Source organism: Pelagibius sp. CAU 1746 (assembly GCF_039839785.1).
Lineage (GTDB): Bacteria > Pseudomonadota > Alphaproteobacteria > Kiloniellales > Kiloniellaceae > Pelagibius.
Genome location: NZ_JBDOQT010000002.1, coordinates 118,426 through 143,135, shown reverse-complemented (window position 1 = coordinate 143,135; position 24,710 = coordinate 118,426). Strand labels below are relative to the sequence as shown.

The window sequence follows — 24,710 nt, the reverse complement described above, 5'->3', positions numbered from 1 at the left end:
TGGTTCCGCAATGGTCACAGCCTGGGCATGGCAATCCGTCCGTGCCCGGCCTAGGCTCATTCTGCGACATGCAGGGGTGCTGTCGCGGTGCTTCCTCCCCCCGCCAGGTCAGGGCAGGGCTTTGTCCTCAGGTAGGTCCGATCCAACCCGAGACTGTCGGGGGCCGGCCTCTTGGCGCGTCACGGGCCCCTGGGAAGGGGACTGCGAGATGCCGACACCAGGACCGGATACGCTTTTCGATTGCATTGTGCTCGGTGCGGGAATCAGCGGCGTTACCGCCGCGCGCGACCTGCAGCAGGCCGGACTCAAGGTGCTGCTGCTGGAAGGTTCGGATCGCATCGGCGGACGCATGAAGTCGATCCGGAACTTCGTGAAGAAGAACGGCAAGCCGGTGCCCGTGGAAGGCGGGGCGGAGTACATCCATGTCGCAGAGCAGGACCGCTATCTGGAATTCTGGCGCGAAGTGCGCAAGCACGGCTTTTCCGCTTCGCCGCTGCACAAATGCGGCATGGGAATCCTCAAGATTCCCCGCAACCGCATGTACTTCAGCCCCTGGAAGCGCACGAAGATGTTGGCGGAGGTGATCGTCCAGCCGGAGTTCTGGGACTTGCCCGATGCGCTCCAGCAGATCCAGGAGTTCGACGCTGAAGCCAGCGCCGACATTACGGCGGAAACCTTCATCCAGCGCTATGCCGGTAAGAACGATCTCTCGGCGCGCGGCCTGGCCTTGCTGCGCTACACGCTTTCGGCCCACACGCCGGGTCCCTTGAACGAGATCTCCATCGCCGGGCTGAAGACAGACGCCATCGTCGACCAGCTCATGGAGCGCAAGGAACTGCGCATGGAGCACGATGCCGTGAAGCCCTTCGGCCTCTGCGGTTTCGACAGCCTGCCGGCGAAGATCGCCGAGGAGTTCAAGAAGGCGGGTGGCCGGCTGGAGAAGAGCCGGGCCGGCTCGACCGCCAGGAAGGTGGTGAAGATCGCGCGGCCAGCGGCCGACCGGATCGTGGTGACCACGCAGGGCGGTCAGACCTATACCGGGCGCAGCGCCGTCTGCACCTTCTCCGCCGGGATGCTCAATCCCGTGAGCGGCGAGGGAGACAGCATTCTCGGGCCGCTGCTGACCGACCGCAAGCGCGAGGCCTTGGGCCTGGTGCGCATGGGGGCGATCACCAAGTTCAGCCTGGAATTCAAGGAACGGGTCTGGGTCGACGACGGCGGCGAGTCCGCCGGCCACATGACGGTGCTGAGCAATCCCCGCGGCAAGGCGCGGACGTTCTTCTCTTCCTTTCCCAAGGAGCACCTGGGCCCGCACGTGCTGACGGGGCTGTTGATGAACGAGGATCACGACCAGATCGCGGAGATGAGCGATGACGAGGCCGTGGCTCACGTCTTTGCGGAACTGGGCAAGATCTACGGACGCGGGCGGCGCTGGACCCAGAAAAATCTGCTGGCCGGCTTCACCGACCGCGGCGGCAGGTTCAGGCCGAACTTCCTGCGCCAGGATTGGTCGAAGGATGCTTTCGCCAAGGGCGGCAATTCCTATCTCGCCCACAGGCCCCGGCGTCCCGGCAGAATGCTGGCCAAGGAGGCCCGCGAGGCCCTGAAGGACCCGCGCGAGACGCTGCCGCTGTTCTGGGCGGGAGAGGCCGTGGCCTCGGCCTATGACCCGAGGTATCAACCCCTGGCGGTTCACGGCGCCTACATCAGCGGCCTGCGCGCGGCGGCAGACGTGTTGCAGTATCTGAAGGTCGACGGCGGCGATGCGGCGCGCTTCGACCGGTACTACAAGTTGCGCTACCTGCAATAGCTGGGCGATAGCAGGCTTCTGGCGCTATGCGGTCCGGCATTTGGTTGTTTTGATGTCCGGCCAAAACCCTTAATCTGCGCCTCCAAGAAGAACGGCGCAGGGAGAACGCGGATGCCGGACGCGCAATGCCTTTGGCAGGCGGGGGCGGCCCTGGGAGAAGGGCCGCTGTGGTCGCCACGCGAGGCAGCACTCTATTGGGTCGACATCAAGGCGCCCGCGCTGCACCGCTATCGTCCGGAAGACGGGGACAAGACCTCCTGGATGATGCCGGAGCCGATCGGCTGGGTGATCGAGCGCGCCAACGGCGAGGGCTTGGTGGCGGGTTTCAAGGAGCGCGGTTTCGCTTTTCTGACACCGGGCACCATGATGCCCGAGGTCATCGGCCAGCCCGAGCCGGACTATCCGAATAACCGCTTCAACGACGCCAAGGCCGATGCCCAAGGGCGCATCTGGGCCGGCACCATGGACGAGAACGAGCGCGAAGCCCACGGCAGTCTCTACCGCCTGGACCCTGACCTCGACTGGCATCGCGTCGACAAGGGCTACGTCGTGGCCAACGGTCCGGCATTCAGTCCCGACGGGGCGACGCTGTACCACACCGATACTTTCGAAGGAAAAATCTACGCCTTCGACGTGGCCAAGGGCGGCAAGCTGACGAACAAGAGAGTCTTCGTGACGATCCCCGAAGGCGACGGCTATCCCGACGGCATGACCTGCGATGCCGAGGGATGTCTCTGGGTCGCTCATTGGGGCGGTTGGCGCATCACCCGCTTCGCAGCTTCGGGCCGGGTCGACAGGGTCATCGAGATGCCGGTCTCCCAGGTGACCAGCCTCGCCTTCGGCGGCGCAGGGATGGACCGGCTGTTCGTGACCTCGGCTGCGACCGGGCTGTCCGAGAAGGAATTGGAAGAGCAGCCGCTCGCCGGCGCCCTATTCGAGATCGATCCCGGGGTGAAGGGCCTGCCGGCCGGGCAGTTCGGCGGCTGAGTCCGCAGGGCGCCGCCGGACTGCCTTGCAGAGTCCGGCGAAACTCCCGGCCCCGGCGAAGCTTCCGGCCCCGGCGAAGCTTCCGGTCCGACAACCCCGCGCCGCCGCCGTGCCCTCAGTCGGCGGCGACGACGTGCTGGCGCTGCTCGCCCAGGCCTTCCACGCTGAGGGTGATGCTGTCGCCCGGCTTCAGATAGGTCGGCGGGGTCTGACCCATGCCGACCCCCGGCGGTGTGCCGGTGGTGATGATGTCGCCGCTCTGCAGGCTCATGAACCTGCTGACGTAGCTGATCAGGTGAGCCATCTTGAAGACCATGGTGCGGGTGCTGCCGTCCTGGTAGCGGTGGCCGTTGACTTCCAGCCAGAGACGCAGGTTCTGCGGGTCGGCAATCTCGTCGCGGGTGACCAGCCAGGGACCGACCGGGCCGAAGGTGTCGGCGCTCTTGCCTTTTACCCACTGTCCGGTGCCTTCCAACTGGAAGGCGCGCTCGGAGACGTCGTTGACCACGCAGTAGCCGGCGACGTGCCCGAGGGCATCGGCCTCGTCGATGTACCTGCCCGGTTTGCCGATGACGCAGGCCAACTCCACCTCCCAGTCGCACTTCTGGGAGCCGCGCGGAATGACGACGTTGTCGTTGGGCCCGCAGATCGAGCTGGTCGCCTTCATGAAGATCACCGGCTCCTTGGGCACGTCGACGCCGGCCTCGGCGGCGTGGTCTGCGTAGTTGAGGCCGATGGCGACGAACTTGCCGACGCCGCCGACGCAAGGGCCGAGGCGCGGCGAGCCGTCGACGGCGGGCAGGCTCTCCAGGTCCAGGGCTTTCAGCTTCTCCAGGGCCTCCGGCAGCAACGCCGCGCCGGTCAGGTCGTCGATATGGCCGGACAGGTCGCGCAGCGTGCCTTTGCGGTCGAGTGCTCCGGGTTTTTCCTGGCCCATGGCTCCATAGCGCAGCAGCTTCATGGCTCTTTCCTCTCGGGGGTAGCGGGTCGGGGAAGGGGCTGGCCGGCCTAGACCGGCGTCAGCACCGGTTTTCCGGTAAAGTGCGCGCGCAGATTGTCGACCACCAGGTCGCCCATGGCGCGGCGGGTCTCCGTGGTGGCGCTCGCGGCATGGGGTTGCAGCACGACTTGGTCCATGTCGAGGAGGGCTTCGGGCACCTTCGGCTCCTCGGCGAAGACGTCCAGGCCGGCGGCGCCCAGCGTGCCTTCCTGCAGGGCCGCGACCAGCGCCGGTTCGTCGACGACTGAGCCGCGGGCCACGTTGATGAAGGTTCCCTCGGGTCCCAGCGCGTCGAGCACCGCACGGTCGACGATCTTGTCGGTTGCCGGTCCGCCCGGGCAGATGGCGACCAGGATATCGCAGTCGCGCGCCATCTCCACCAGGTCGCCGTAGTATCGGTAGCTGATACCGTCCTGCCGCCGGCGCCCGTGGTAGGCGATTTCCAAGCCGAAGACTTCGGCCTTGCGGGCGATGTCCTTGCCGATGCGTCCCAGGCCCAGGACGCCGAGCTTGCGCCCGCGGAGGGCACGGGTCAGGTGCATGGCGCCCTTCAGCCACTTGCCGGCGCGCACGTAGCGGTCGCCGTTGACGATCTCGCGCGAGGTGGCGAGCAGCAGGGCGATGGCCATGTTGGCGACGTCGTCGTTCAGCACGTCGGGCGTGTTGGTGACGATCACCTTGCGCTTGGCGGCGTGGGCCAGGTCGATGGCGTCCACCCCGACGCCATAGCAGGCGATGATTTCCAGCTTCGGCAGGGCGTCGATGGTGGCGGCGTCGGCGCCCAGATTGCCGCTGGTCGCGATGGCGCGCACCCGGCCGGCAACCTCGGCGAGCAGCGCCTTCCTGTCTTCGGCTTCCCACAAGCGGTGGACCGTGAAGTCGCGGTCGAGTGCCTCCATGACATGCGGCATCATCGGGCCGACCATTACCAGTTCCGGCTTCACGCTGTTCTCCAGTTGCTTGAGCGCCCGGGCAGAAGTCACACGCCAGCCGCCTTGGTTGCCACCGAGCGGCCGCGGGTGCTTGTCGATTTCGGCGCTATGAAGTTTCTTCGGATAGCGCTATCCATCAATAGCAAACAAGTGCCCGAGCGCCAAGCTGGCAGGTGGAGCGATCCGCAAGCGGAGAACTTTCCAGACCGGTGGCGCCGAGGAACTGCGGAGGCCGGCCGTGAAGGTCGTCGTTGCCGGAAGAGCCTGCTTCATTGGTCAACAAATGATGCCGGTCTTGCGGAAAGACGCGAACCCTGGCGGCCTCGTTGGGAGCAACAGCGGGGACTGGCTGTGAAGGATTGTATCATTGGTGTCGATTGGGGCAGTTCGTCCTTCCGCGCCTATCTTCTGGGTCCTGACGGAGAGATCCTGGAGCGGCGTGAGGCGGCGGGCGGCGTTCTCAGGGTACGCGGCGGCGATTTCGCCGCCGCCTTGCTGGCCGAGGTCGGCGACTGGCTGAAGCAGGCACCGGACTCGCTCGTCGTCATGAGCGGCATGATAGGCAGCCGCCAGGGCTGGCGCGAAATCCCCTATGTGGATTGTCCGGCGGGCCCGGCGGAGGTTGCCGGTGGACTGGAGCGTGTCGATTGGGGCGAGGGCGAAGCCTGGATTGTGCCCGGCTTGCTGGACGAATCGCGCCCCGGACGCCCGGACGTCATGCGCGGCGAGGAGGCCCAGGTCCTGGGTGCCCTGGCGCAGATGCCGCCGGGCGGAGGTGTGGTCTGCCTGCCCGGCACGCACAGCAAATGGGTGCGGGTGGTGGACGGCGTTGTCCAGGGCTTCGCCACCTACATGACCGGAGAGGTCTACGACCTGCTGCAGGGGCATTCCATTCTCGGCCGCCTGATGACCAAGGGTGCCGTGAACGCCGACCGCTGGTTCCTGGACGGCGTGGCGCTGGCGCGGGAAGGCGGTCTGTTGAACCGCCTCTTCACGGCGCGCAGCCGCGTGCTGGCCGGCAGCTTGCCCGAAACGGAGGTGCGCAGCTATCTCTCCGGCCTACTGATCGGCGACGAGCTGTTCTCGGCGTTGGGCGAGGAGGAGGCGGAGGTTTTCCTGCTCGGCGCGCCGGCTCTGACCGCGCTCTACGAGGCGGCGCTGGGCAAGCTCGGCAGAACGGCCGTCACCCTGGAGACGGATGCCGTGGCGGCCGGCCTCTACGCCCTGGCACAGCATCTGAGAAGGTCGGAGGGCTGATCATGGAGGGGTTGAAACCCTGGCTCGAAGGCCTGCCGCTGGTGGCTATTCTGCGTGGCGTGAAGCCCGAGGAAGTGGTGGCCATCGGTGAAGCGCTGGTCGCGGCCGGGATCACCATGATCGAGGTGCCGTTGAACTCGCCGCAGCCCTTCAAGAGTATCGCGGCCTTGGCGCAGGCCTTCGGCGAGGAGGTTCTTGTCGGCGCCGGCACCGTGCTCGATACGGCGGACGTCAGCCGTGTGGTCGAGGTCGGAGGCCGTCTGGTGGTCGCCCCCAACAGCGACCCCGCCGTGATCGCCGCCTGCGCGGCCGACGAGCTGATCGTGGTGCCGGGCTTCGCCACGCCGACCGAAGGGCTGCGCGCCGCCCGCGCCGGGGCCGACGCCCTGAAGCTCTTTCCGGCCGAGGGAATCCCGCCGGCGGTGGTCATGGCGATGATGGCGGTGCTGCCGCCGGTGCTGCCGGTCCTCGCGGTCGGCTCCATCACGCCGGAGAAGATCCTGCCCTATTGGCAGGCGGGGGTGCGGGGTTTCGGCCTGGGCGGCAGCCTCTACAAGCCCGGCGACGGTCCGGCGGAGGTGGCCCCGCGCGTCGCGCCCTTCCGCGACGCGGTCGCAAAGGCGCGGGCTGGGGCCTGAGGCGCGGCGGCGGTCGTTTCAGGCCTTCTGCTTCCTTCCGGGTTTCCGCGGCTTCTTCCAGAACGGGTCGCTGGCGGCGAAGGACTTCCAGGTGCGGCGCATGTCCGGCTCGAAGTCCAGCAGGGCGCGGCCGTACCAGCCGACCATTCGTCCGGCGGCCTGATGCAGCTGGCCGGCGGCCTTGCCCCGGCCGGCGTTCCGCGTCAGCTCGGCCAGCAGATGTTCCGCTATCGTCACGTCGTTCAGATGCCCCAGGCTGTCCTGCAGGTCGTGCAGCGCCGCCAGATAGCGTCGGGCTCGTTTGGCCGGGTAGAGGCCGCGGAGAAACTCGGTGGTATAGCGCAACTGCTTCACGGCGATGCGCAGCCGGTGGCGCTCGGCGGCGGACAGGGTCTTGAACCCCTTGCCGAGTTTCAAGGTCTTGCGGTGCCGCCGGGTCTGCAGCGCCGCGGCCAGGTCCGGAAGCGGCCGTTTCAGAGCCTTGGCCTGTTCGGGGGCGAGCTCGGCGCAGTGCCAGCCGCGATCTTCCAGCCAGGCGCCGAGCCGCAGCAGGAAGCGGGTGTAGCGTGGGGCCGAGAGAGCCTCGCAGGCCTGCCGGTAGGCCTCTGCCCGCCGGTCCTGCGCCGCCGCGCGCAGCGCCGCCATGCCGGGGTCGCCTGGGTAATGCGCTTCCAAGGGCGCCAGGAGATCCGCCTGGAAGACGTCCCAGTCGCGGGCCGCGCCCAGAGCGTTCAGCGTCCACTTCGCTTCCGTCTTCAGCCATTGAAGCGTCTCCTGCGGCAGCAGATCGCCGAAGACCGACAGGGCGGAACGGAAGCGCCGGAGGCCGATCCGGAGCTGATGAACGCCTTCCGGATCTCCGCTCTCCAGGACAGCCGCTTCATTGGCGGTCCAGTGTCTGAGGCAGGCCCCAAGGATCGCCGCCAGGGCGTCGTCGGCCCGCATCCGGGCCGTCAGTTTCAGCGCTTCGGCGCGCTGCCAGGTCGGCTTGCGCCCGGTCGCCAGGGCATAACCGCGCGCCGACTTGCTGCGCGTCTCGATCCTTGTGGGGGCAATGTCCTGCAGGGTGAGGGCGAGATCGAAGAGCGCGCGCGGCGGCCCTTGCAGCAGTTCCAGCTCGATCTCGGCCAGGGGCTCGCGGATGCCGGAGGCTTCGATTTCTCCGCGGTCGAAGGCGGCCTCGATGGTTCTCGGACGGCCCAGGGAATCGGTGCCGTTCACCTGCATCACCTCGCGGTGAACGCGGGTGGTGAAGACGGGGCGCAAGTCGCCGGGGGAGATCAGGTCCAGTTCGGCGCGGATGGCCGGGTCGTCGACGATCTCCGGCCGCGGCTCCGGGGATGGCACCTCGCCCTCCCACTCGCCGCGGATCAACACGGCGGAAGCGGCGGTATCGCCGGTCTTCACCGTCTGGAGAAAGCGGGCGCCATCGCGGCGGATGCGAAGGGCGAGCCCCCGCTTGCGCAGGCGCAAGTCGGCGGTGTCGTAGTAGGTGCTCTCCAGGTCCTTGATTCTGGGCGCGCCAGCGCTGCCGGCTTGCGGCAAGGCCCGCCACAGACGCAGAAGCGTCTCCGGGGCGCCCCGCAGCTTCAACTCGGTTTCCAAGGGCGCCGAAGATCCGCCTGGGTTCGGCTTGGCCATCTGACGTCCGCCTCTCGCCTGGGGCCGGGCCTTTCCCGGCGGCCTTCCGGTCCGGCGGCCCCTTGCCCCGGGGCCGGCCTTCGCCGGTCAGGCCCCTGTATTCGCCCCGCCGAGGCACTTAGAATGGCCGCCGGCGGAGACCGTTAAGCCTAGTCGGGCTAGCATTGCGTCTCCGGCCCGTGCGCGGCAAGCCCGGAAACATGACAGTTTTGTTGCGGCCGCCGCATTTCTTTCGGGACCCGCGGACTCAAGGAGCGATATGCCGGAACTGCTGCTGCTGCGCCATGCGAAATCGGACTGGAAGGCCGCGGCCGAGGACGACTTCGAGCGCCCTTTGGCCAAGCGCGGCCGCCGGGCGGCGCCACTCATGGGAAAATACCTGCGCGCCGAGAAGCTTGAGCCCAACCTGGTGCTTTGTTCGTCGGCGCGGCGCGCCCGGGAAACCCTGGAGCTGGTGTCGGCAGCGCTGGCATCTGCGCCGGAAATCAGCTACCTGAAGTCGCTCTACCTGGCGCCGCCGAGCCGGATGATCGCGGTGCTTCGCCGCCAGAAGCCGGAGACCGGCCGTATTCTGCTGATTGCCCACAATCCGGGCCTGCAGAGGCTGGCGCTGGAACTGGCGCGCGGCGCAGCGGGCCGGGGTCATGGCGCGGCGCGGCGGCGATTGGCCGAGAAGTTTCCAACCGCGGCGCTGGCGCGGCTCCGGATTGCGGCCTGGGAAACTCTGGGCGAGGCGCCCGCCGAGTTGCTGACCTTCATCGGGCCGCGGGATCTGGAAGGCGAGGCGTGACTCCGGCGGGTGGGGGACTCGAATTCGGCGGACCGCTCCCGAGGCCGAAGCCGCAGCCGGACCCTGCGGGTCTTCGGGTCATGTGGGCGTTCCGGCCTGCGTCGCAGAGAAAACCAAGATTGGAGGAAGTATCCCCGTGAAGATCGCCAAGATGGACCGGCGGCTGCGCAGCCAAAGCTGGTTCAACGACAGGGACAATCCCGGCATGACGGCGCTCTACCTGGAGCGCTACCTGAACTACGGCCTGACCAAGGATGAGCTGACCTCCGGCAAGCCGATCATCGGTATCGCCCAGACCGGCAGCGACCTGTCGCCCTGCAACCGCGTTCATCTGGATCTCGCAGCGCGTCTGCGCGACGGCATCCGCGATGCCGGCGGCATCGCCTTCGAGTTTCCCGTCCATCCGATCCAAGAGACCGGACGCCGCCCGACCGCGGCGCTGGACCGTAATCTTGCCTACCTCGGCCTTGTCGAGATTCTGCACGGCTATCCTCTCGACGGCGTCATCCTGACCACCGGCTGCGATAAGACCACGCCGGCCTGTCTCATGGCGGCGGCGACGGTCGACATGCCGGCCATCGCGATGAACGGCGGCCCCATGCTGGATGGTTACTGGAACGGCAGGCTGGTCGGCTCCGGCACCGTGATATGGGAGGCGCGGCGCCTTCACGCCGCCGGCGAGATCGACTACGACGAGTTCATCGGCATGGTGGCGGCCTCGGCGCCCAGCGCCGGTCACTGCAACACCATGGGCACCGCGTCTTCCATGAACGCCCTGGCCGAGGCGCTGGGCATGATGCTGCCGGGCGCCGCGGCAATCCCCGCACCCTACCGCGAGCGCGGCCAGATGGCCTACGAGACCGGCCGGCGCATCGTCGATATGGTGTGGGAGGAGCTGACGCCCTCGAAGATCATGACCCGCGCGGCCTTCGAAAACGCCATCGTGGTGAACTCCGCCATCGGCGGCTCCACCAACTGTCCGATCCACGTCAACGCCATCGCCCGCCACATGGGAGTCGAGCTGGCGATCGAGGACTGGCAGACCTTCGGGCACGACATCCCGCTGCTCGTGAACGTCCAGCCCGCCGGCGAGTATCTGGCCGAGGGCTACCACCGTGCCGGCGGCCTGCCGGCGGTGATGGGCGAACTGATCCGCGCCGGCAAGATCAACACCGACGCCATGACCGTGGCCGGCAAGACCATGGGCGAGCTGCACGGCGACACGGTGGCCAGCGACCGCGATGTCATACGTGCTTACGACAACCCGCTGTTGGAGGAAGCCGGTTTCGTGGTGCTGAGCGGCAACCTCTTCGACTCGGCGATCATGAAAACGTCGGTTATCTCCGATCATTTCCGCGAGCGTTACCTTTCCCGGCCGGGCCAGGAGAACGTCTTCGAAGGCCGCGCCATCGTCTTCGAGGGACCTGAGGACTACCACGACCGCATCAACGATCCGGCGCTGAACATTGACGAGAACTGCCTGCTCTTCGTGCGCGGCTGCGGGCCGGTCGGCTATCCCGGTTCGGCGGAGGTGGTGAACATGCAGCCGCCGGACTCCCTCATCAAGGCCGGAGTGATCGAGCTGCCGACCATCGGTGACGGCCGCCAGAGCGGGACCTCGGGCAGCCCCTCGATCCTCAACGCCTCGCCTGAGTCGGCGGTGGGCTCGGGCCTCGCCATCCTGCAGACCGGCGACAGCGTGCGCATCGACCTCAACGCGCGGCGCGTCGACCTGCTGATCGGCGAGGAGGAGATGGCCGCGCGGCGCAAAGCCTTGAAGCCGGTGGAGCTGGAGAACCAGACGCCCTGGCAGGAAATCTATCGCGGCGCCGTGGGTCAGCTTGCCGGCGGCGGCTGCCTGGAACTGGCGACGCATTATCGCCAGGTCGCCCGGAAACTGCCCCGGCATTCTCACTAGCGGGAACCGTTCGGCAGGGACGGAGGAGACCGCCGCGTTCTATGATTGCCGGTCGCCGGGGATCTACATCGCGTTCTGGTGGCGGTCGCGGGCGCGCACCGCGGCTTTCACGTGCTCGACGGTCAGGCCGCAGCAGCCGCCGATGATCTGCGCGCCGTTCTCCAGCCAGTCGAGGTAAAATCCCTCCAGTCGGGCCGGGGCAATGACGTCGTGGAAGTGCCACTCCGGCATCTCGAAGTAGCCGCTGTCCGGATAGGCCAGCAGCGGACCCTTGAAGCGCTTGCGGATCTGGCTAAGGACCGCGCCGGAGATCTCGGCGCCGCTGTGCATGCAGCCGGCGGCGTCGATCCCCGATCCGGGGATCAGCTTCATGATCTCCGCCAGCGGTACCTCTGCCTGGTCGTAGTAGCTCAGCAGGCGGCCGCCGGCGCCGCTTCGCGCCGAGAGGCCGAACCACACGGGCAGGCCCGTCGCCAGAGCCGCCGCAAGCACCTCCGGAACGCGCGCCGGGTGGTACATCATTTCCAGCAGGATCAGCTCCGCCCCGGCGGCCTTCAGGATCCCGGCCTGCTCGTGGAACGCCTCGGCGGCTTCTTCCTCGCTCGGCATGGGGTCCGGTTCCCTGTCGCTGGCCAGGTAGACCATGTGCGAGAGGGAAGCCGCCACCACGACCTCCGGGCTGCCGGAGACCTCGCGGGCGCGCAGGGCGGCTTCGACGGCGGCGCGGTTGATCTCCTCCACCCGGTCGCCGTAGCCGGCCTGGGCCAGGACCACGCGGGAGGTGGCGAAGGTGTTGGCGGTTATCACCTCGGCGCCGACGGCGATGTAGTCGGCGTGGATTTCGCTCAAGGTCTTCTGATTGTCGAGGCTGGCCACGCCGCACCAGGCGGCGGGATCCATGGCGACCCCGCGGCGCTGCAGTTCGGTGCCCGTGGCGCCGTCCAGGATCACGATGTCGCCGCTGCCGAGGCGTTTCTTCAATGTGGCGTAGGGCATCGAAAGGCGTACCGGTAATGGGCCGGGCAGTGGCCCGGCGGGTCCGCCAACCTTCTTAGCGGGCGCCGCCGCGCCCCGCTACCGAAAAGCGGCGGCCAGCGGGGATGCCGGGTTCAGTCCTGGGGCAGGACCGGCGGGCGCACGGCCTTCACCCGGCGCTCGCGGTAGAGCAGGTAGAGACCGCTGAACACCACCACGCCGGCGCCGACCAGGGTCCATTCGTCCGGGAAATCGCCGAAGACCATATAGCCCAGCAGGATCATCGGCAGGAGCTGGATATAGAGGAAGGGCGCCAGGATGGGCGCCGGCGCCAAGCGGTGCGCCAGGATCAGCATCCAGTGTCCCAGGCCGCCCAGGGCGCCCAGCAGGAGCATCAGCAGAATGCCCGTAAGATCGGGAGCCTGCCAGACGAAGGGCACCAGCGGCGTGATGACGATGGCGCCGATGAGGGCGCTGTAGAACTGCGTGGTCACCGCCCGGTCGACGCCGGCCAGCTTGCGGGTGGTGATGTTATAGAGCGCGCCGGCGACCGCCGTTATCATCGAAAGCCCGGCGGCCCAGTGCACCAGGCCGAGGCCGGGACGAATGACGATGAGGACCCCGACGAACCCGATGAAGATGGCCAGCCAGCGCCGGGGCCCGATGTGCTCGCCCAGCAGCGGGATGGCGAGCACCGCCACCAGCAGCGGCGTGGAGAATTGGATTGACGATGTCTGCGCCAGTTGCAGGAACTGCAGGGCGGCGAAGTTGGTGCAGGTGGAGGTGAACAGCAGCAGCGAGCGCACGACTTGCAGCCCCGGCCGCCGGCTGTGCAGCAGGCCGGTCCCGTGGATGGGGAGCAGGAGGGCGGCGGCCAGCACCACATGGCCGACATAGCGGGCCCAAACCACCTGGGTCGTGGGGTAGATCTGCACCAGGTACTTGGCCGTGGTGTCCAGCAGGGCGAAGGTGGAGAAGGCAGCCACGATCAGCAGGATGCCCCGCAACGGCTCGTTGGCCTGCGGCTCTACGGTATAGGGGCGCGACGGCATAATGGGGGAAGGGCTCGCGGCGGGTTGATGTCCGGGGAGAGACGGGGGAGGCTCGCACTCAGGCCTCTATGCTAGACAGCCGCGGTCCGGCGATACACCCACATTCCCGCAGGCCTTCCATGCGCCACGCGGGCAGCCGGGGTGACATCATGACGCTGGACGCCCGCGCGGAACTGGCTTACACCCATGGGCCATGAGCACCATCGCATCTGACCGTCTTTTGAGACATTTGGCGCCGCGTGCGCCGGCCGTTCCCGTGGTCTTCGACAGCCCGCACAGCGGTACCAACTATCCCGCCGATTTCGGCACCATCGCTCCGCTGGCGGTCATCCGCCGTTCGGAGGACGCCTTCATCGACGAGATCTTCGGCTCCGCGCCGGACAATGGAGCCCCCTTGATCGCGGCGGAGTTCCCGCGCATCTACATCGACCCCAACCGTGATCTCATCGATCTCGACCCGGCGATGCTGGATGGGGCCTGGCCGGACCCGCTGGTGCCCAGCCGCAAGACGGAACTGGGTGTCGGCTTGATCTGGCGCATCATGCCGCCGGACACCGCCTTGTACGACCGCATGTTGAGCGTCGAGGAGGTGCGCGGGCGCATCGAACGCTGCTGGAAGCCCTATCACGAGGCCGTGGCCTCGGCGATCGAGGAGACCCATCGGCGTTTCGGCAAGGTCTGGCATGTGAACTGCCACTCCATGCCGGCGATGGGCAACGCCGCCAGCGAGGACGGCCCTGTGGCCCGCGCCGAGTTCGTTCTCGGCGACCGGGACGGCACTACCTGCGAGCCGGGTTTCACCGCTTTCGTCGCCGGACAGCTTCGCGACATGGGCTATGACGTGAAGATCAACGAGCCTTACAAGGGCGTGGAGCTGGTGCGCCGCTATTCCGATCCGGCAAACGGCCGCCACAGCTTGCAGCTGGAAATCAACCGCAAGCTCTACATGGATGAACAACGGGTCGAGAAGAGCGCCGGCTTCGACGAGTTGCGGGCCAACATCGACAAGCTGGTCGCCGCGATCTGCGCCTATGCCACGGAGCAGGTCGGCTAACCGGCTCCGCCCTACCAGTTGTTGCGCAGCTCGCGCAGCTTCAGGAAGACCTCCTTCGGGCTCGGCTGCTCCGGCAGGTCCGGGAAGGCCTCGCGCAGCCGCGCGATGACCGTCGGGCTGTGCAGGCGGAAGAAGGTGTTGATCTTCTTTTCCTCGGCCAGGGACGTAATCATCGCGTGATCGGTATCCTGGTGGTCCACCTCGGACAGCAGAGCCTCCGCCTCGGCGTTGTCGGGCTCGCGGTCCAGGGTGAAGCGCAGGTTGTTGGCGATGTAGTCGTGCCCGGGATAGATCTGTGTCGCATCGGGCAGCTTTGAGAGCTGCTCGGCGAAGGTGTGGTAGAGCTCGTTGGGGTGGCCGCCGTTGTGGCAGTTGCCGGCTCCCGCGTTGAACAGGGTATCGCCGCAGAACAGGCCCGGCTGGTCCGTGCGCGACAACATGCAGACGTGGCTCATGGTGTGGCCCGGCGTGTCCAGCACCTCCAGGTCGACGGATCTGCCGATAGTCACCACGTCACCCGCGCTCAGGCCCCGGTCCATGCCCGGAATACGGTCCTTCGCGTTCTTGTGCGCCAGGATCCTGGCCCCGGTGGCCGCCACCATGGCCTTGTTGCCCCCGGTGTGGTCGCCGTGCTCGTGGGTATTGAGGATCTGGGTGATCTCCCAGCCGCGCTCCTTGGCCAGCGCCAGGCACTTCTTGTGGTCGAGCGGGTCGATCGCCAGGGCCTCCCCGGTCTCCGGGCAGGCGATGAGGTAGTTGAAGTTGCGGTAGGCGTTGGCGGTCCAGATCTGCTCGACGATCATGATGGCGCTCCTGTTGTTCGGCCTTCCCTATGTTTGGTCTCGCCCTGGAGGATCAAGGGGAACTCCGCCATCGGCAAGAGACCTGGGTGTCGGCGGGCCTATTTGATCAGCTTGATAAGCTCGCGGAACTCTTCCGTCGCCCCGCGCTCCAGCCACTCGAAGACTACCATCTCGGCGGCCACGGGTGTCGCCGCGCTCGACGGCCAGTCGCTTTCCGGCGGATATTCAGCCTCGGGCAGGCAGTCGACGACCTGAAAGACGGCCGTGCCGGGCGGCAGGCCCTGCATCACCGGTCCTTCGGGCAGACCGGCAATGACCAACTGGTTGCGGCCCATGGCGAGGCCGACCCGCCAGTTGGCGCTCTGCGGGCTTACCATCGGAACCCCGAGGCGATCGGCGGCTGCCTTCAGCAGGGTCAGGTGCTCGCCCGCCTTGCCGGGTGGGGCCTCGGGCGGCAGCAGTAGAAGGGAGCGTTTGGCGGAAAGCAGCATAGGCTTCGCGGTAGTGATGAACTTCTCCACCACGATAGGTAAGGCGCCGGGGAAAGCCAAGGCGGTGTGAAAGCGCGTTGCTGGTCTTTGCCGCTTTCATTGCCTATATCCTACGGCCTGTAAAGACCGTGCCGAAACCGGAGATGCCGCCATGACCCTGAGCGCCAGCCGTGCCGCCGCCCTGCGCGACCTTCTCGCCAAGCCGGAGATGGCGGTAATGCCCTGCTGTTTCGACGCCCTCTCGGCCAAGCTCATCGAGCAGGCGGGTTTTCCGGCCACCTTCATGAGCGGCTTCGCCGTCTCCGCCGCGCGCCTCGGCCTGCCCGATACGGGCCTCATTTCCTATGGCGAGATCGTCGACACCGGGCGCAACATCTGCGCGGCGACCGGCATTCCGGTGATCGGCGACGGCGATACCGGCTACGGCAACGCGGTGAACGTGAAGCGCACGGTGAAGGGCTACGCCCAGGCCGGCTTTGCCTCGGTGATGATCGAGGACCAGCTCTGGCCGAAGCGCTGCGGGCACACCCGCGGCAAGGCGGTGGTGGAGCGCGCAGAGGCGGTGGCCCGCATCCAGGCCGCCGCCGATGCCCGCGACGAACTGCGCGACGCCGGCGGCGACATCCTGATCCTGGCGCGCAGCGACGCCCGGGGGACCGACGGCCTGGACGAAGGGCTGCGCCGGATGGAGGCCTTCGCTGCGGCCGGCGCCGATATTCTCTTCCTGGAGGCGCCGAAGTCGGAGGAGGAAATGCGCGCCTTCTGCCAGGCGACCGACAAGCCGACGCTGGCCAACATGGTGGAGCAGGGCGAGACGCCGGTGCTGCCGCCGAAGGTGCTGGAGGAGATCGGCTACGGCCTGGCGGCCTATCCCCTGACGCTGCTGGCCGCGGCGATGAAGGCCATGCAGGACGCGCTGGCCGCTTTCAAGGCCGGCGAGCATCCGAAAGATCTGCTGGATTGGGACAGCCTGCGCGACGTGGTCGGCTTCAACGCCTACTACCAAGAGGAAGAGCGCTACAGGAGCTGACCTCAAGGACCCCAAGAACGGCAATTGAGGGGTAGGCGTCGGGCTCATTGTCGGGGAGTCCCTTGCGGAGCGGGGCCTCGGGGCGTGTAATGCCCAGGACGGGCGGGGCGCGCGATAGGGGAGCGTGCATCGGCGCTTCTTGCAGGCGATGCTCGATCTCCACTTCCTTGCGGCTTTCCTCGCTGTCCGGCGTGCGCATCGCCGCATGAGGTTCGTCGAGCGGTGCGATGAAGCAGTGCGGCACCGAAAGCCGCTGTGAAGGAGGCCGAGATGGGGCAACGCAACGGACCAGCCGCCGCGGTCGCACGGCTGCTGCTGTGTATTTTCGTGGTGGCGGCGCTAGGCGGCTGCGCGAACAAGGCGAAGGTGATCCAGGCCGGAGCGGCTCAATTCGAAAACGAGTCCCTCGCCGCCATCGAGCGCATCGACGAACTGCGCCGCAAGGAGACGGCGGCTCCGGCGGTCCAGCCGGATCAGGCCGTGGATACCTTCGTCGGCTTCGTCGAGGGAAGCAGCGGTTCGATCGGCCGTGAGGAGCTGCGCCTCCTGCAGGATCCGGGCGCGCCGGGCCCCGGCGCCGGCACCAGTGAAGCCGCGTGGCAGACTTTGCTTGCCGACCTCAGATTGCAGTACCGCACCTTCGCTTCGATCTTCGACTCTCTGGACAAGGGCAGTCTCTTCGCCGCGCCGTCGGTGCGCGAGGCGGTGCCGCTGATCGACCCTCTGATCGGCCAGATGGCGGCCTTTGCCGATTCCATCAGCAGAAACCCGGCGGAGTTCGCGCGGGAACGCGCGGACATCGCCGTGCAGTTGGAAACGGTGCGGGATGACGGCACCCTGACCGCGCCGCAGAAGCGCAAGGAACTCGTCCGGCTTCGTCTGCGCCTCGTGGACGTGGCGGCCGATGAGAAGCGCGTCACCGAAGAGGCCATCGCCCAGTGCCTGCAGGCGGCCCGGCTCGGTAAGGAGTTGAGACTCTTGCTGGAGAACTTCGACAAGCTCTCCATCGACGATCTGGCGGACGGCATCGCGCATGCCTTCGACGTGGCCAGCGTGCTTCCGGGCCTCGATCTGTCGACCCTGAAAGGGGAGACCGAGAAGCTGATCGGCGAGATCGAGAGCGACGAGCAGCTCAAGGGTTTCCTGAACACGGCGGTCGGCAAGATCGGCGCGGCCAGGTCGGGTTGATCCTCGGCGTGCCGGGGCGCGGCCGGCCCGGCAGGCCGCAACTGGAACCAGGGCCGCGGGAGGGGCATTGGGAATGGCTGACAACGACATTATCGTCCTCGAAGATGCCAAGGACGCACTTTTTCTCCTGGAGAAGGAGTTCCGGCGGGCGCTGGTCAAGCGTGACCTGAACGCGGCGACGGCGATAAAGAAGGATCTCGACGCGGCGGTCGACGCCCTTGGCCGGGCGCGCTTGAAACTCCTGGAGGAAGGCGTTCTGGCGACCGATGATGACGTTGCCGAGATGCGGCGCATCAAGGCGGAGATGGACCAGGCGGCCGACCGGCAGCAGTTGCTCGAGGGCGCCGTAAAGTTTGCCGCCTTCATCGGCAAATTCTTCGTTTGACGCTTTCGCTGCGGATCGAGCCGCGGCCGGGAACGTCCTTCAGCCGCTGCGTCCGGGACGGCCCGTTCAGCGGCCCGGCAGCCGGCGATCGTACTCCTTTTCCAGGCGGCTCTGGGTGGACCAGAAGCTCTGTGGCCGGCGGCCCTCCAGAAGGTCGATGAGAATTCCCAGATGGGCGTGCCAGCCCGCCGAAACGGAGAGCATTATGTCGCGGTCGCGCAGGCGGCGGTGGGTCACCACCAGCCGGACTTTCTCCCCCTCCTCGGTCAGCTCGAAGCGGACTTCCGAGGCATCCTCCGCGTCACCCCAAAGGTAGCTCAAGAGTCGCGGGGGATCGCAAGCGGTGACGGTGCAGTTCAGCACGAACTCCTGGTTCAGGCCGGCGTACTTCTCGGGCGGGAGGTCGCCGTCCTCGCAGAGGTCGGAGTTGCGGAAGACGTGCACGATCTTGCCGCCGCTGCGCAGGTCGGCTTCGCCGGCCGCCAGCCAGAGTTTGCGCTTCTCGGATTCCGTCAGGTAGCTCCAGACGCGCTCGATGGGGCCGGGCAGCAGGCGCTCTATGCGCAGGGTATCGACGGCTGTCGCGGTGCCGAATTCTTCCATGGTCAGCTCCTGGGGGAAGGTTTCTTGGGGGTGGAACGGCGGGCCGCGCGCGCTGCGGCATCTTCGGCCTTCAGCAGATCCTCCAGCACGTCCAGCCGGGCGCTCCACAGCTTCTCGTAATGCCGCATCCACTCCATGCCGGCGTGCATGGGCCCTGCGTTGAGGCGGCAAAGGTGGGTCCGGCCCTGGACGCTGCGGTCGACCAGGCCGGCGCGCTCCAGCACCTTGATGTGTTTGGAGGCGGCGGCCAGCGAGATGTCGAACGGAGCCGCCAGCTCGCCGACGCTGCGTGCGTCCCGGGACAGGCTTTCCAGCATGGCGCGCCGCGTCGGGTCGGCGAGGGCATGGAAGATCGCGTCCAGGCTATCTGTCTTATGCTCAACCATGTGGTTGAATATAGAGTGCCAAGCGGGGATCGTCAACCTTTCGGTTGAATATTCTTCGCTGCGAAAGGGCCCGGCGCAGCTTGCCGGGCCCGGAAGTTCTGCGGAGGGGTCCGGCGAAGCCTTAGCGGACGGTGGTGTCCAGCAATTCCGGCAGGGTGAAAATCTCGCGTTCCTGGGCAACGCCGCGCAGGGCGTGGCGGCCGACAGAGACCAGGCTGCCGGGAACGAAGCGCTCGAAGTCTTCCGAGATGAGTACGCCGAGGCCCAGTTCCTTGGTCAGGCCGTCCATGCGGGCCGCTTCGTTGGCTGCCGCGCCGATCACCGTGAAGTCCAGGCGGCTGGCCGCGCCGATGTTGCCGTAGGTGACGTTGCCCAGGTGCAAGGAGATGCCGCAGGCCAGCGGGGCGCTGCCCGCTTCGGAAAGTTCTTCGTTCAGCGCCGCCATGCGCTTCAGCGCCTCGCGGGCGGCCTTGATCGCCAGGTGGCAGGAGTTCTTGCAGCAGAGCTGCTTGTCGCCTCCTTCCGGGCAGAACGTCGGTTCCTGGACGGTGGTTCCGTCGGAAGTCTGCATGGGGAAGATGGCGAGCAGGCCGTCGCCGATGAACTTCAGCACTTCGCCGCCGTGATCCAGCACCGCGCCGGCCACCGCCTCGAAGTAACGGTTCAGCAGGTCCAGGTACTCCGTACGCGGCAGGCTGTCGGCCAAGGCGGTGGAGCCGCGCAGGTCGCAGTACCAGATCACCGCGGGGATATCCTCTCCGTCGCCGCGCTTGATGAGGCCGTTCAGCACCCGCTGGCCGGTGTGGGCGCCCAGGTAGGTGTCGAGCAGAGAGCGCGAGGTCCGGTGCAGGGCGTGCACCTCCAGCAGACGGCTGAGGATCGGCAGAATCTCGTAGATGTGGCCCAGCTCTCGCGTGGTGAAGCCTCCCGGCCGGTCGCTGGTCAGGGTCATCACGTTGATCTTGCCGTTGGAGAAGTGCATCGGCATGGCGACGTAATCCGTCGCGCCCTCTTCCAGCAGGTCCTCCAGAATCGGGAAGTCGCGCGGCGGGCTCGGGCCTTCCAGGCGCCGCCGGATCCCGCCCTCGCCGTTGAAGATACGGATGATGGGGCTCTTCAGGTAGGCCTCGGATTTGAGGCCGTAGTGCGGCAGGTCGCGCTCGTCCACGACGCTCTGCCCGTGCCGCCAGACGAAGGCGTTGCTGGCGAGTTGCGGGTGCAGGGTGGGGATGATGACGGAAAGGCGCGAGATGGCGAAGCCGGCCTCGACCAGTTGGCGCGCGAAGCGGTCGACCAGTTCGGCCGAAGACGTCGCTTCCCAGGCTTCCCGCAGCAGCCAGCCGGCCAGCGGGTTGGCGGTCTCGATCCCGGTTTCGGGGGCATCGATCTCGACCTGCGGGCTGCCCTCGAACCAGGCATCCACTTTGTTCCAATAGAAGGCGATGTAGCCGCGAACGCCCAGGCCGTCCTCGATCGGGTCTTCATAGCTCCAGGCGGCGTTATCGGCCGTCTTGTCGCCCACCGCCACCGACCAGTAGCTGGCGGTGCCTTTGAAAGGGCAGTAGGTGTTGTGGTCCGTGGACTGCAGGAAATCCATCGAGACGTCGTCGCGCGGCAGGTAGTAGACCGGCGGCAGGCGGGTTTCCTTCAGGACCAGGGCCCGGCGGCTGTCGGCGATGACTTGGCCGTTGAACACCACCTTGACCCGCTTGCCAGCGGGTTCGATGGACATGCTGTAGTCGCCCGGGACCAGGGTCTCCGGCTGCTTTGGGGCGAGGGGAACGACCTCTGCCATGTCCGAATCCTATCATCGGCCCGGCCCGCGCGGGGACGGTGCTGGTTTGGGGGAAAGCTGCGCCGAGGGCGCCATTTCAATATGGGCCGGGGCGGGTGATTTTCACCCCTGAAACCAACCGCCAAATTAGGCCCTTGCAGAAACTGCGGAGATTTTCGGCATTTTCGGTTCCGAAAATCTTCGGTTCTTTCTATACTCGCCGCCCAGCGGAGGACGAAATGCCAGCATTTCCCAGGCCCGCCGAGGCCCCGGACGGCGGCGCCGAGGGGCGCAGCGAACTCAATCAGCGCCAGGAGCAGATCATCGCCCTGGTGCGTGAGCGCGGCTTCGTGGCCATCGAGGCCCTGGCCGAGCATTTCAACGTCACCCCGCAGACCATCCGGCGCGATATCAACCAGCTCTGCTCGCAAGGTTTCCTGCGGCGCTACCACGGCGGCGCGGGGCTGCCCTCCAGCGTCGAGAACCTGGCCTATCAGACCCGCCAGGTGCTGCACCAGGGGGAGAAGGAGCGCATCGCGCGCATCCTGGCCGCGGAGATCCCCGACAACGCCTCTCTCTTCATCAACATCGGTACCACGACCGAAGAGGTGGCCAAGGCCCTGGTCGACCATCGCGGGCTCCGGATTATTACCAATAACCTCAATGTCGCCAATATGTTGGGCGGGAAGCTGGACTTCGAGGTCATCGTCACCGGCGGTGTCGTGCGCAGCCGCGACCGGGGCATCGTCGGCGAAGCCAGCATCGACACCATTCAGCAGTTCAAGGTGGATTTCGGCATCATCGGTATCTCCGGCATCGATGACGACGGTACCTTGTTGGATTTCGACTACCGGGAAGTGCGCGCCGCCCAGGCCATCATCAAGAACTCCCGCCGGGTCTTCCTGGCCACCGACCACACCAAGTTCGGCCGCAACGCCATGGTGCGCCTGGGCCATGTCGACCAGATCGACGCCATCTTCACCGACCGCGCGCCAGCCCAGCCCATGCTGGACATTCTCGCCGCGGCCGAGGTCGACCTGCATGTCGCACCCGAGGCCTGAGATGGCGCTCTCCGGGCGCGGTTGAAATCTTCGGAAATTTTCGTTTTCTGACGTTGTGGCTGATCGCGACCACAGGAAAATCGCCATTCCTCGCTCCGAAATGCCTTCAGATTCCAACGTATTGTTCAAATATGTTCATAAACGAAAATTTCTGATTGCGGAAACGCGCAGGGCCGACCTATGCTTCCCACGCAAGGAGACGCCCGGTCTCCGCCCCTGAACGGCCCGCCAAGGGACCGGAACGGGCTGACGGCGGCCGGCAAGACCCGAAAACCGGGCGCAGATTGGGGAGGCGGGTTTCCTCTATGGGCGACGTTCTCGACATCGTCGTGGTTGGCGGCGGCATCAACGGTGCCGGCATCGCCCGCGATGCGGCCGGCCGCGGCCTGTCGGTGTTGCTTTGCGAAAAGAACGATCTGGCCAGCGCCACGTCCTCGGCCAGCACCAAGCTGATCCACGGCGGCCTGCGGTATCTCGAGTACTACGAGTTCCGCCTGGTGCGCGAGGCGCTGATCGAGCGCGAGGTGCTGCTGCGCGCCGCTCCCCACATCATCTGGCCGCTGCGCTTTGTGCTGCCCCACATCAAGGGGCTGCGTCCGGCCTGGATGATCCGTCTCGGCCTTTTCCTTTACGATCACCTGGGCGGGCGCAAACTGCTGCCGGGCTGCGAAGGCATCGACCTGGGCCGGCATCCGGCCGGCGCGCCGCTGGAGGCGGGCCTGCGCAAGGCCTTCGTCTACTCCGACTGCTGGGTACAGGATTCGAGGCTGGTGGTGCTGAACGCGCTGGACGCGCGCGAACGCGGCGCCGAGGTATTGACCCGCGTCGAGTGCGTCTCGGCGCGCCGGGAAGGCGAGCGCTGGCGCGTCCTGCTGCGCGACCTGCACAGCGGCCATGAACGTGAGGTCACGGCCCGCGCGCTGGTGAACGCCGCCGGCCCCTGGACGGCCGAGTTCATCGAGCAGCGCGCCGGGCTCAACAAGGCGCAGTCGCTGCGCCTGGTGAAGGGCTCGCACATCGTGGTGCCGAAGCTCTTCGACCACCACTTCCCCTACATCTTCCAGAACCCCGACGGGCGCATCGTCTTCGCCATTCCCTACGAGGACGACTTCACGCTCATCGGCACCACCGACGTGGACTTCGAGGGCGATCCCGGCCAGGTGAGCATCTCGGAGGCCGAGGTCGCCTATCTCTGCGACGCGGTGAACGCCTACTTCAAGCGCAAGGTCGCCCCCTCCGACGTGGTCTGGACCTATTCCGGCGTGCGCCCGCTCTACGACGACGACGCCAAGAGCGCTTCCTCGGCGACCCGCGACTACGTGCTGGAGATGGACTACGGCACCGGGCGCGCACCCCTGCTGAGCGTCTTCGGCGGCAAGATCACCACCTTCCGCAAGCTGGCCGAGCACGCCCTGGCCAGGTTGGAGGAGGCGCTGGGCCCGTTGGGTCAACCCTGGACCGCCACGATGCCGTTGCCCGGCGGGGATATTCCCGATGCCGACTTCGACGCCTACAGTAAACGTTTCCGCGCGAACCATGTCTGGCTGCCGGAGGACCTGGCGCGCCGCTATCTGCGCAGCTATGGCACCCGCACGGAGCGCCTGCTGGATGGCGCCACCGGGATGGAAGGCCTGGGCGAACACCTGGGCGACGGGCTCTACGTCGCGGAGCTGACCTACCTTATGCACAACGAATGGGTCGAGACGGCCGACGACCTGTTGTGGCGGCGCTCGAAACTGGGGCTGCACGTCTCCGAAGACACCAAGAGGAACCTCGCGGCCTGGCTCGACCGGCAAGCCCGCCCCGCGGCGCGGCAGGAGACGGCCTGATGTCGCTGGAGCTTCGCAACGTCAGCAAGAGCGTCGGTGTGGAAGAGCACATCCGTGATGTCTGCCTGACCCTGGAGAGGGGCTCGCTGAACGTGCTGCTGGGCCCAACTCTTTCGGGCAAGACCTCGCTGATGCGCCTCATGGCCGGGCTCGACCGGCCGACTGCCGGCGATATTCTGGTCGACGGCGAGAGCGTCGTCGGCCTGCCGGTGCAGAAGCGCAAGGTCGCCATGGTCTATCAGCAGTTCATCAACTACCCGACCTTGAGCGTCTACGAGAACATCGCCTCGCCGATGCGGGTCGCCCGCATCGACGCCGCAACCATCGACAAGAAGGTGCGCGCCGCTGCGGAGTTGCTGAAGCTGACCCCCTTCCTGGACCGTGTGCCGCTGCACCTTTCCGGCGGCCAGCAGCAGCGCACGGCCATCGCCCGCGCCCTGGTGAAGGACGCCGGACTGGTGCTGCTGGACGAGCCCCTCGCCAACCTGGATTACAAGCTGCGCGAGGAACTGCGGGTCGAACTGCCCCGGTTGTTCGGGGAGAGCGGCGCCATCTTCGTTTACGCGACGACCGAGCCGCACGAGGCGCTGCTGCTGGGCGGCAAGACCGCAACCCTTGCCGAGGGGCGGGTGACCCAGTTCGGCGCGACTATCGATGTCTACAGCCGCCCGGCGGACCTGATCACCGCACAGACCTTCTCCGACCCGCCGCTAAACGTGGTGCCCATGGAAAAACGCGGGCGCCAACTGAGTTACGACGGCAAGCCGATTGCGGCGCCGGCCGGCACCGAGGGCTTGCCCGACGGCGCCTATAAGGTCGCGATCCGGCCCCACCATCTGCTGCTGCACCCGCCGGCGGGGGAGGCAATCCAGGTGGAGGCCTCGGTCTCGACCACGGAGATCACCGGCTCGGAGAGCTTTGTCCACGTCGAACACGACGGCTCGCGCTGGGTGGCGTTGACCCACGGTGTCCACCGGGTGGAGATCGGCGACCACGTCCCCGTCTATCTGGATCCAGCCGGCTTCCTGGTCTTCGACGCAGACGAGCGGCTGGTGGCGGCGCCGAGCAGCTATGTCGCGCCGCCGCGTAACGCGATGGGGGCTTGA

Annotated in this window: 23 protein-coding genes; 13 read left to right on the top strand and 10 right to left on the bottom strand. The window is 67.0% G+C overall.

The features are described from left to right. Nucleotides 1-208 precede the first annotated feature (208 nt). Both AAFN88_RS17600 and AAFN88_RS17595 read left to right on the top strand, forming a co-directional pair. Nucleotides 209-1,810, top strand: coding sequence for an NAD(P)/FAD-dependent oxidoreductase (locus AAFN88_RS17600; protein WP_347521855.1), 1,602 nt, complete (start codon nucleotides 209-211; stop codon nucleotides 1,808-1,810). 111 nt (nucleotides 1,811-1,921) lie between these two features. Continuing rightward, nucleotides 1,922-2,797, top strand: coding sequence for an SMP-30/gluconolactonase/LRE family protein (locus AAFN88_RS17595; RefSeq protein WP_347521854.1), 876 nt, complete (start codon nucleotides 1,922-1,924; stop codon nucleotides 2,795-2,797). A gap of 115 nt (nucleotides 2,798-2,912) precedes the next feature. On the opposite strand, the gene AAFN88_RS17590 is transcribed toward AAFN88_RS17595, so the two are convergent. Both AAFN88_RS17590 and AAFN88_RS17585 read right to left on the bottom strand, forming a co-directional pair. Then, a complete protein-coding gene (locus AAFN88_RS17590; RefSeq protein ID WP_347521852.1) occupies nucleotides 2,913-3,758 on the bottom strand; it encodes a fumarylacetoacetate hydrolase family protein in 846 nt (281 codons plus the stop codon). A 47-nt stretch (nucleotides 3,759-3,805) separates the two neighbouring features. Then, a complete protein-coding gene (locus AAFN88_RS17585; RefSeq protein ID WP_347521850.1) occupies nucleotides 3,806-4,780 on the bottom strand; it encodes a 2-hydroxyacid dehydrogenase in 975 nt (324 codons plus the stop codon). Nucleotides 4,781-5,080: 300 nt separating this feature from the next. Between AAFN88_RS17585 and AAFN88_RS17580 the strand changes: the two genes are divergently transcribed. Next, nucleotides 5,081-5,986, top strand: a complete 906-nt coding sequence (locus AAFN88_RS17580; RefSeq protein WP_347521849.1) for a 2-dehydro-3-deoxygalactonokinase — start codon at nucleotides 5,081-5,083, stop codon at nucleotides 5,984-5,986. Nucleotides 5,987-5,988: 2 nt separating this feature from the next. Continuing rightward, nucleotides 5,989-6,624: a 2-dehydro-3-deoxy-6-phosphogalactonate aldolase gene (locus AAFN88_RS17575; RefSeq protein WP_347521848.1), complete on the top strand. Its 636-nt coding sequence runs from the start codon at nucleotides 5,989-5,991 to the stop codon at nucleotides 6,622-6,624. Between the two features lie 18 nt (nucleotides 6,625-6,642). On the opposite strand, the gene AAFN88_RS17570 is transcribed toward AAFN88_RS17575, so the two are convergent. Continuing rightward, a complete protein-coding gene (locus tag AAFN88_RS17570) occupies nucleotides 6,643-8,265 on the bottom strand; it encodes a CHAD domain-containing protein (RefSeq protein WP_347521847.1) in 1,623 nt (540 codons plus the stop codon). 259 nt (nucleotides 8,266-8,524) lie between these two features. Between AAFN88_RS17570 and AAFN88_RS17565 the strand changes: the two genes are divergently transcribed. Beyond that, nucleotides 8,525-9,055 carry a histidine phosphatase family protein gene (locus tag AAFN88_RS17565; protein ID WP_347521846.1) on the top strand — a complete coding sequence of 177 codons (531 nt, stop codon included), beginning with the start codon at nucleotides 8,525-8,527 and terminating at the stop codon, nucleotides 9,053-9,055. 151 nt (nucleotides 9,056-9,206) lie between these two features. Beyond that, nucleotides 9,207-10,973: an IlvD/Edd family dehydratase gene (locus tag AAFN88_RS17560; RefSeq protein WP_347522772.1), complete on the top strand. Its 1,767-nt coding sequence runs from the start codon at nucleotides 9,207-9,209 to the stop codon at nucleotides 10,971-10,973. A gap of 63 nt (nucleotides 10,974-11,036) precedes the next feature. On the opposite strand, the gene AAFN88_RS17555 is transcribed toward AAFN88_RS17560, so the two are convergent. After that, complete coding sequence (locus AAFN88_RS17555; protein WP_347521845.1) at nucleotides 11,037-11,969, bottom strand: homocysteine S-methyltransferase family protein; 933 nt, start codon at nucleotides 11,967-11,969, stop codon at nucleotides 11,037-11,039. A 113-nt stretch (nucleotides 11,970-12,082) separates the two neighbouring features. Further along, on the bottom strand, nucleotides 12,083-13,000 hold the full coding sequence (locus AAFN88_RS17550; protein ID WP_347521844.1) for a DMT family transporter: 918 nt from the start codon (nucleotides 12,998-13,000) through the stop codon (nucleotides 12,083-12,085). A 229-nt stretch (nucleotides 13,001-13,229) separates the two neighbouring features. On the opposite strand from AAFN88_RS17550, the gene AAFN88_RS17545 reads away from it, so the two are divergent. Then, entirely contained in the window at nucleotides 13,230-14,054 is an 825-nt protein-coding gene (locus tag AAFN88_RS17545) for an N-formylglutamate amidohydrolase (RefSeq protein WP_347521843.1), read from the top strand. 11 nt (nucleotides 14,055-14,065) lie between these two features. Here the strand turns inward: AAFN88_RS17545 and AAFN88_RS17540 are convergent, their stop codons facing one another. After that, the gene (locus tag AAFN88_RS17540; protein WP_347521842.1) at nucleotides 14,066-14,857 is read right to left on the bottom strand and encodes a hydroxyacylglutathione hydrolase; all 792 of its coding nucleotides are present in this window, start codon (nucleotides 14,855-14,857) and stop codon (nucleotides 14,066-14,068) included. Between the two features lie 98 nt (nucleotides 14,858-14,955). Next, nucleotides 14,956-15,381, bottom strand: coding sequence for a hypothetical protein (locus tag AAFN88_RS17535; RefSeq protein WP_347521841.1), 426 nt, complete (start codon nucleotides 15,379-15,381; stop codon nucleotides 14,956-14,958). 118 nt (nucleotides 15,382-15,499) lie between these two features. On the opposite strand from AAFN88_RS17535, the gene AAFN88_RS17530 reads away from it, so the two are divergent. From AAFN88_RS17530 to AAFN88_RS17520, 3 genes are all read left to right on the top strand, one after another. After that, complete coding sequence (locus tag AAFN88_RS17530) at nucleotides 15,500-16,378, top strand: isocitrate lyase/PEP mutase family protein (RefSeq protein WP_347521840.1); 879 nt, start codon at nucleotides 15,500-15,502, stop codon at nucleotides 16,376-16,378. Nucleotides 16,379-16,648: 270 nt separating this feature from the next. Then, nucleotides 16,649-17,566: a hypothetical protein gene (locus AAFN88_RS17525; RefSeq protein WP_347521839.1), complete on the top strand. Its 918-nt coding sequence runs from the start codon at nucleotides 16,649-16,651 to the stop codon at nucleotides 17,564-17,566. Nucleotides 17,567-17,639: 73 nt separating this feature from the next. Beyond that, entirely contained in the window at nucleotides 17,640-17,951 is a 312-nt protein-coding gene (locus AAFN88_RS17520; protein WP_347521838.1) for a hypothetical protein, read from the top strand. A gap of 66 nt (nucleotides 17,952-18,017) precedes the next feature. Here the strand turns inward: AAFN88_RS17520 and AAFN88_RS17515 are convergent, their stop codons facing one another. The 3 genes from AAFN88_RS17515 to AAFN88_RS17505 form a co-directional block, all read right to left on the bottom strand. Beyond that, complete coding sequence (locus AAFN88_RS17515) at nucleotides 18,018-18,554, bottom strand: SRPBCC family protein (RefSeq protein ID WP_347521837.1); 537 nt, start codon at nucleotides 18,552-18,554, stop codon at nucleotides 18,018-18,020. A gap of 2 nt (nucleotides 18,555-18,556) precedes the next feature. Beyond that, the gene (locus AAFN88_RS17510; protein WP_347521834.1) at nucleotides 18,557-18,940 is read right to left on the bottom strand and encodes a metalloregulator ArsR/SmtB family transcription factor; all 384 of its coding nucleotides are present in this window, start codon (nucleotides 18,938-18,940) and stop codon (nucleotides 18,557-18,559) included. A gap of 121 nt (nucleotides 18,941-19,061) precedes the next feature. Then, nucleotides 19,062-20,735, bottom strand: a complete 1,674-nt coding sequence (locus tag AAFN88_RS17505; RefSeq protein WP_347521833.1) for a DUF427 domain-containing protein — start codon at nucleotides 20,733-20,735, stop codon at nucleotides 19,062-19,064. Between the two features lie 218 nt (nucleotides 20,736-20,953). Between AAFN88_RS17505 and AAFN88_RS17500 the strand changes: the two genes are divergently transcribed. The 3 genes from AAFN88_RS17500 (at nucleotide 20,954) to AAFN88_RS17490 (ending at nucleotide 24,710) form a co-directional block, all read left to right on the top strand. Continuing rightward, nucleotides 20,954-21,775, top strand: coding sequence for a DeoR/GlpR family transcriptional regulator (locus AAFN88_RS17500; protein WP_347521832.1), 822 nt, complete (start codon nucleotides 20,954-20,956; stop codon nucleotides 21,773-21,775). Between the two features lie 305 nt (nucleotides 21,776-22,080). After that, on the top strand, nucleotides 22,081-23,604 hold the full coding sequence (gene glpD, locus AAFN88_RS17495) for a glycerol-3-phosphate dehydrogenase (RefSeq protein ID WP_347521831.1): 1,524 nt from the start codon (nucleotides 22,081-22,083) through the stop codon (nucleotides 23,602-23,604). After that, nucleotides 23,604-24,710 (top strand): ABC transporter ATP-binding protein, encoded by a 1,107-nt coding sequence (locus AAFN88_RS17490; protein ID WP_347521829.1) that lies wholly within the window; start codon nucleotides 23,604-23,606, stop codon nucleotides 24,708-24,710. Before glpD ends, AAFN88_RS17490 begins: the two co-directional genes overlap by 1 nt.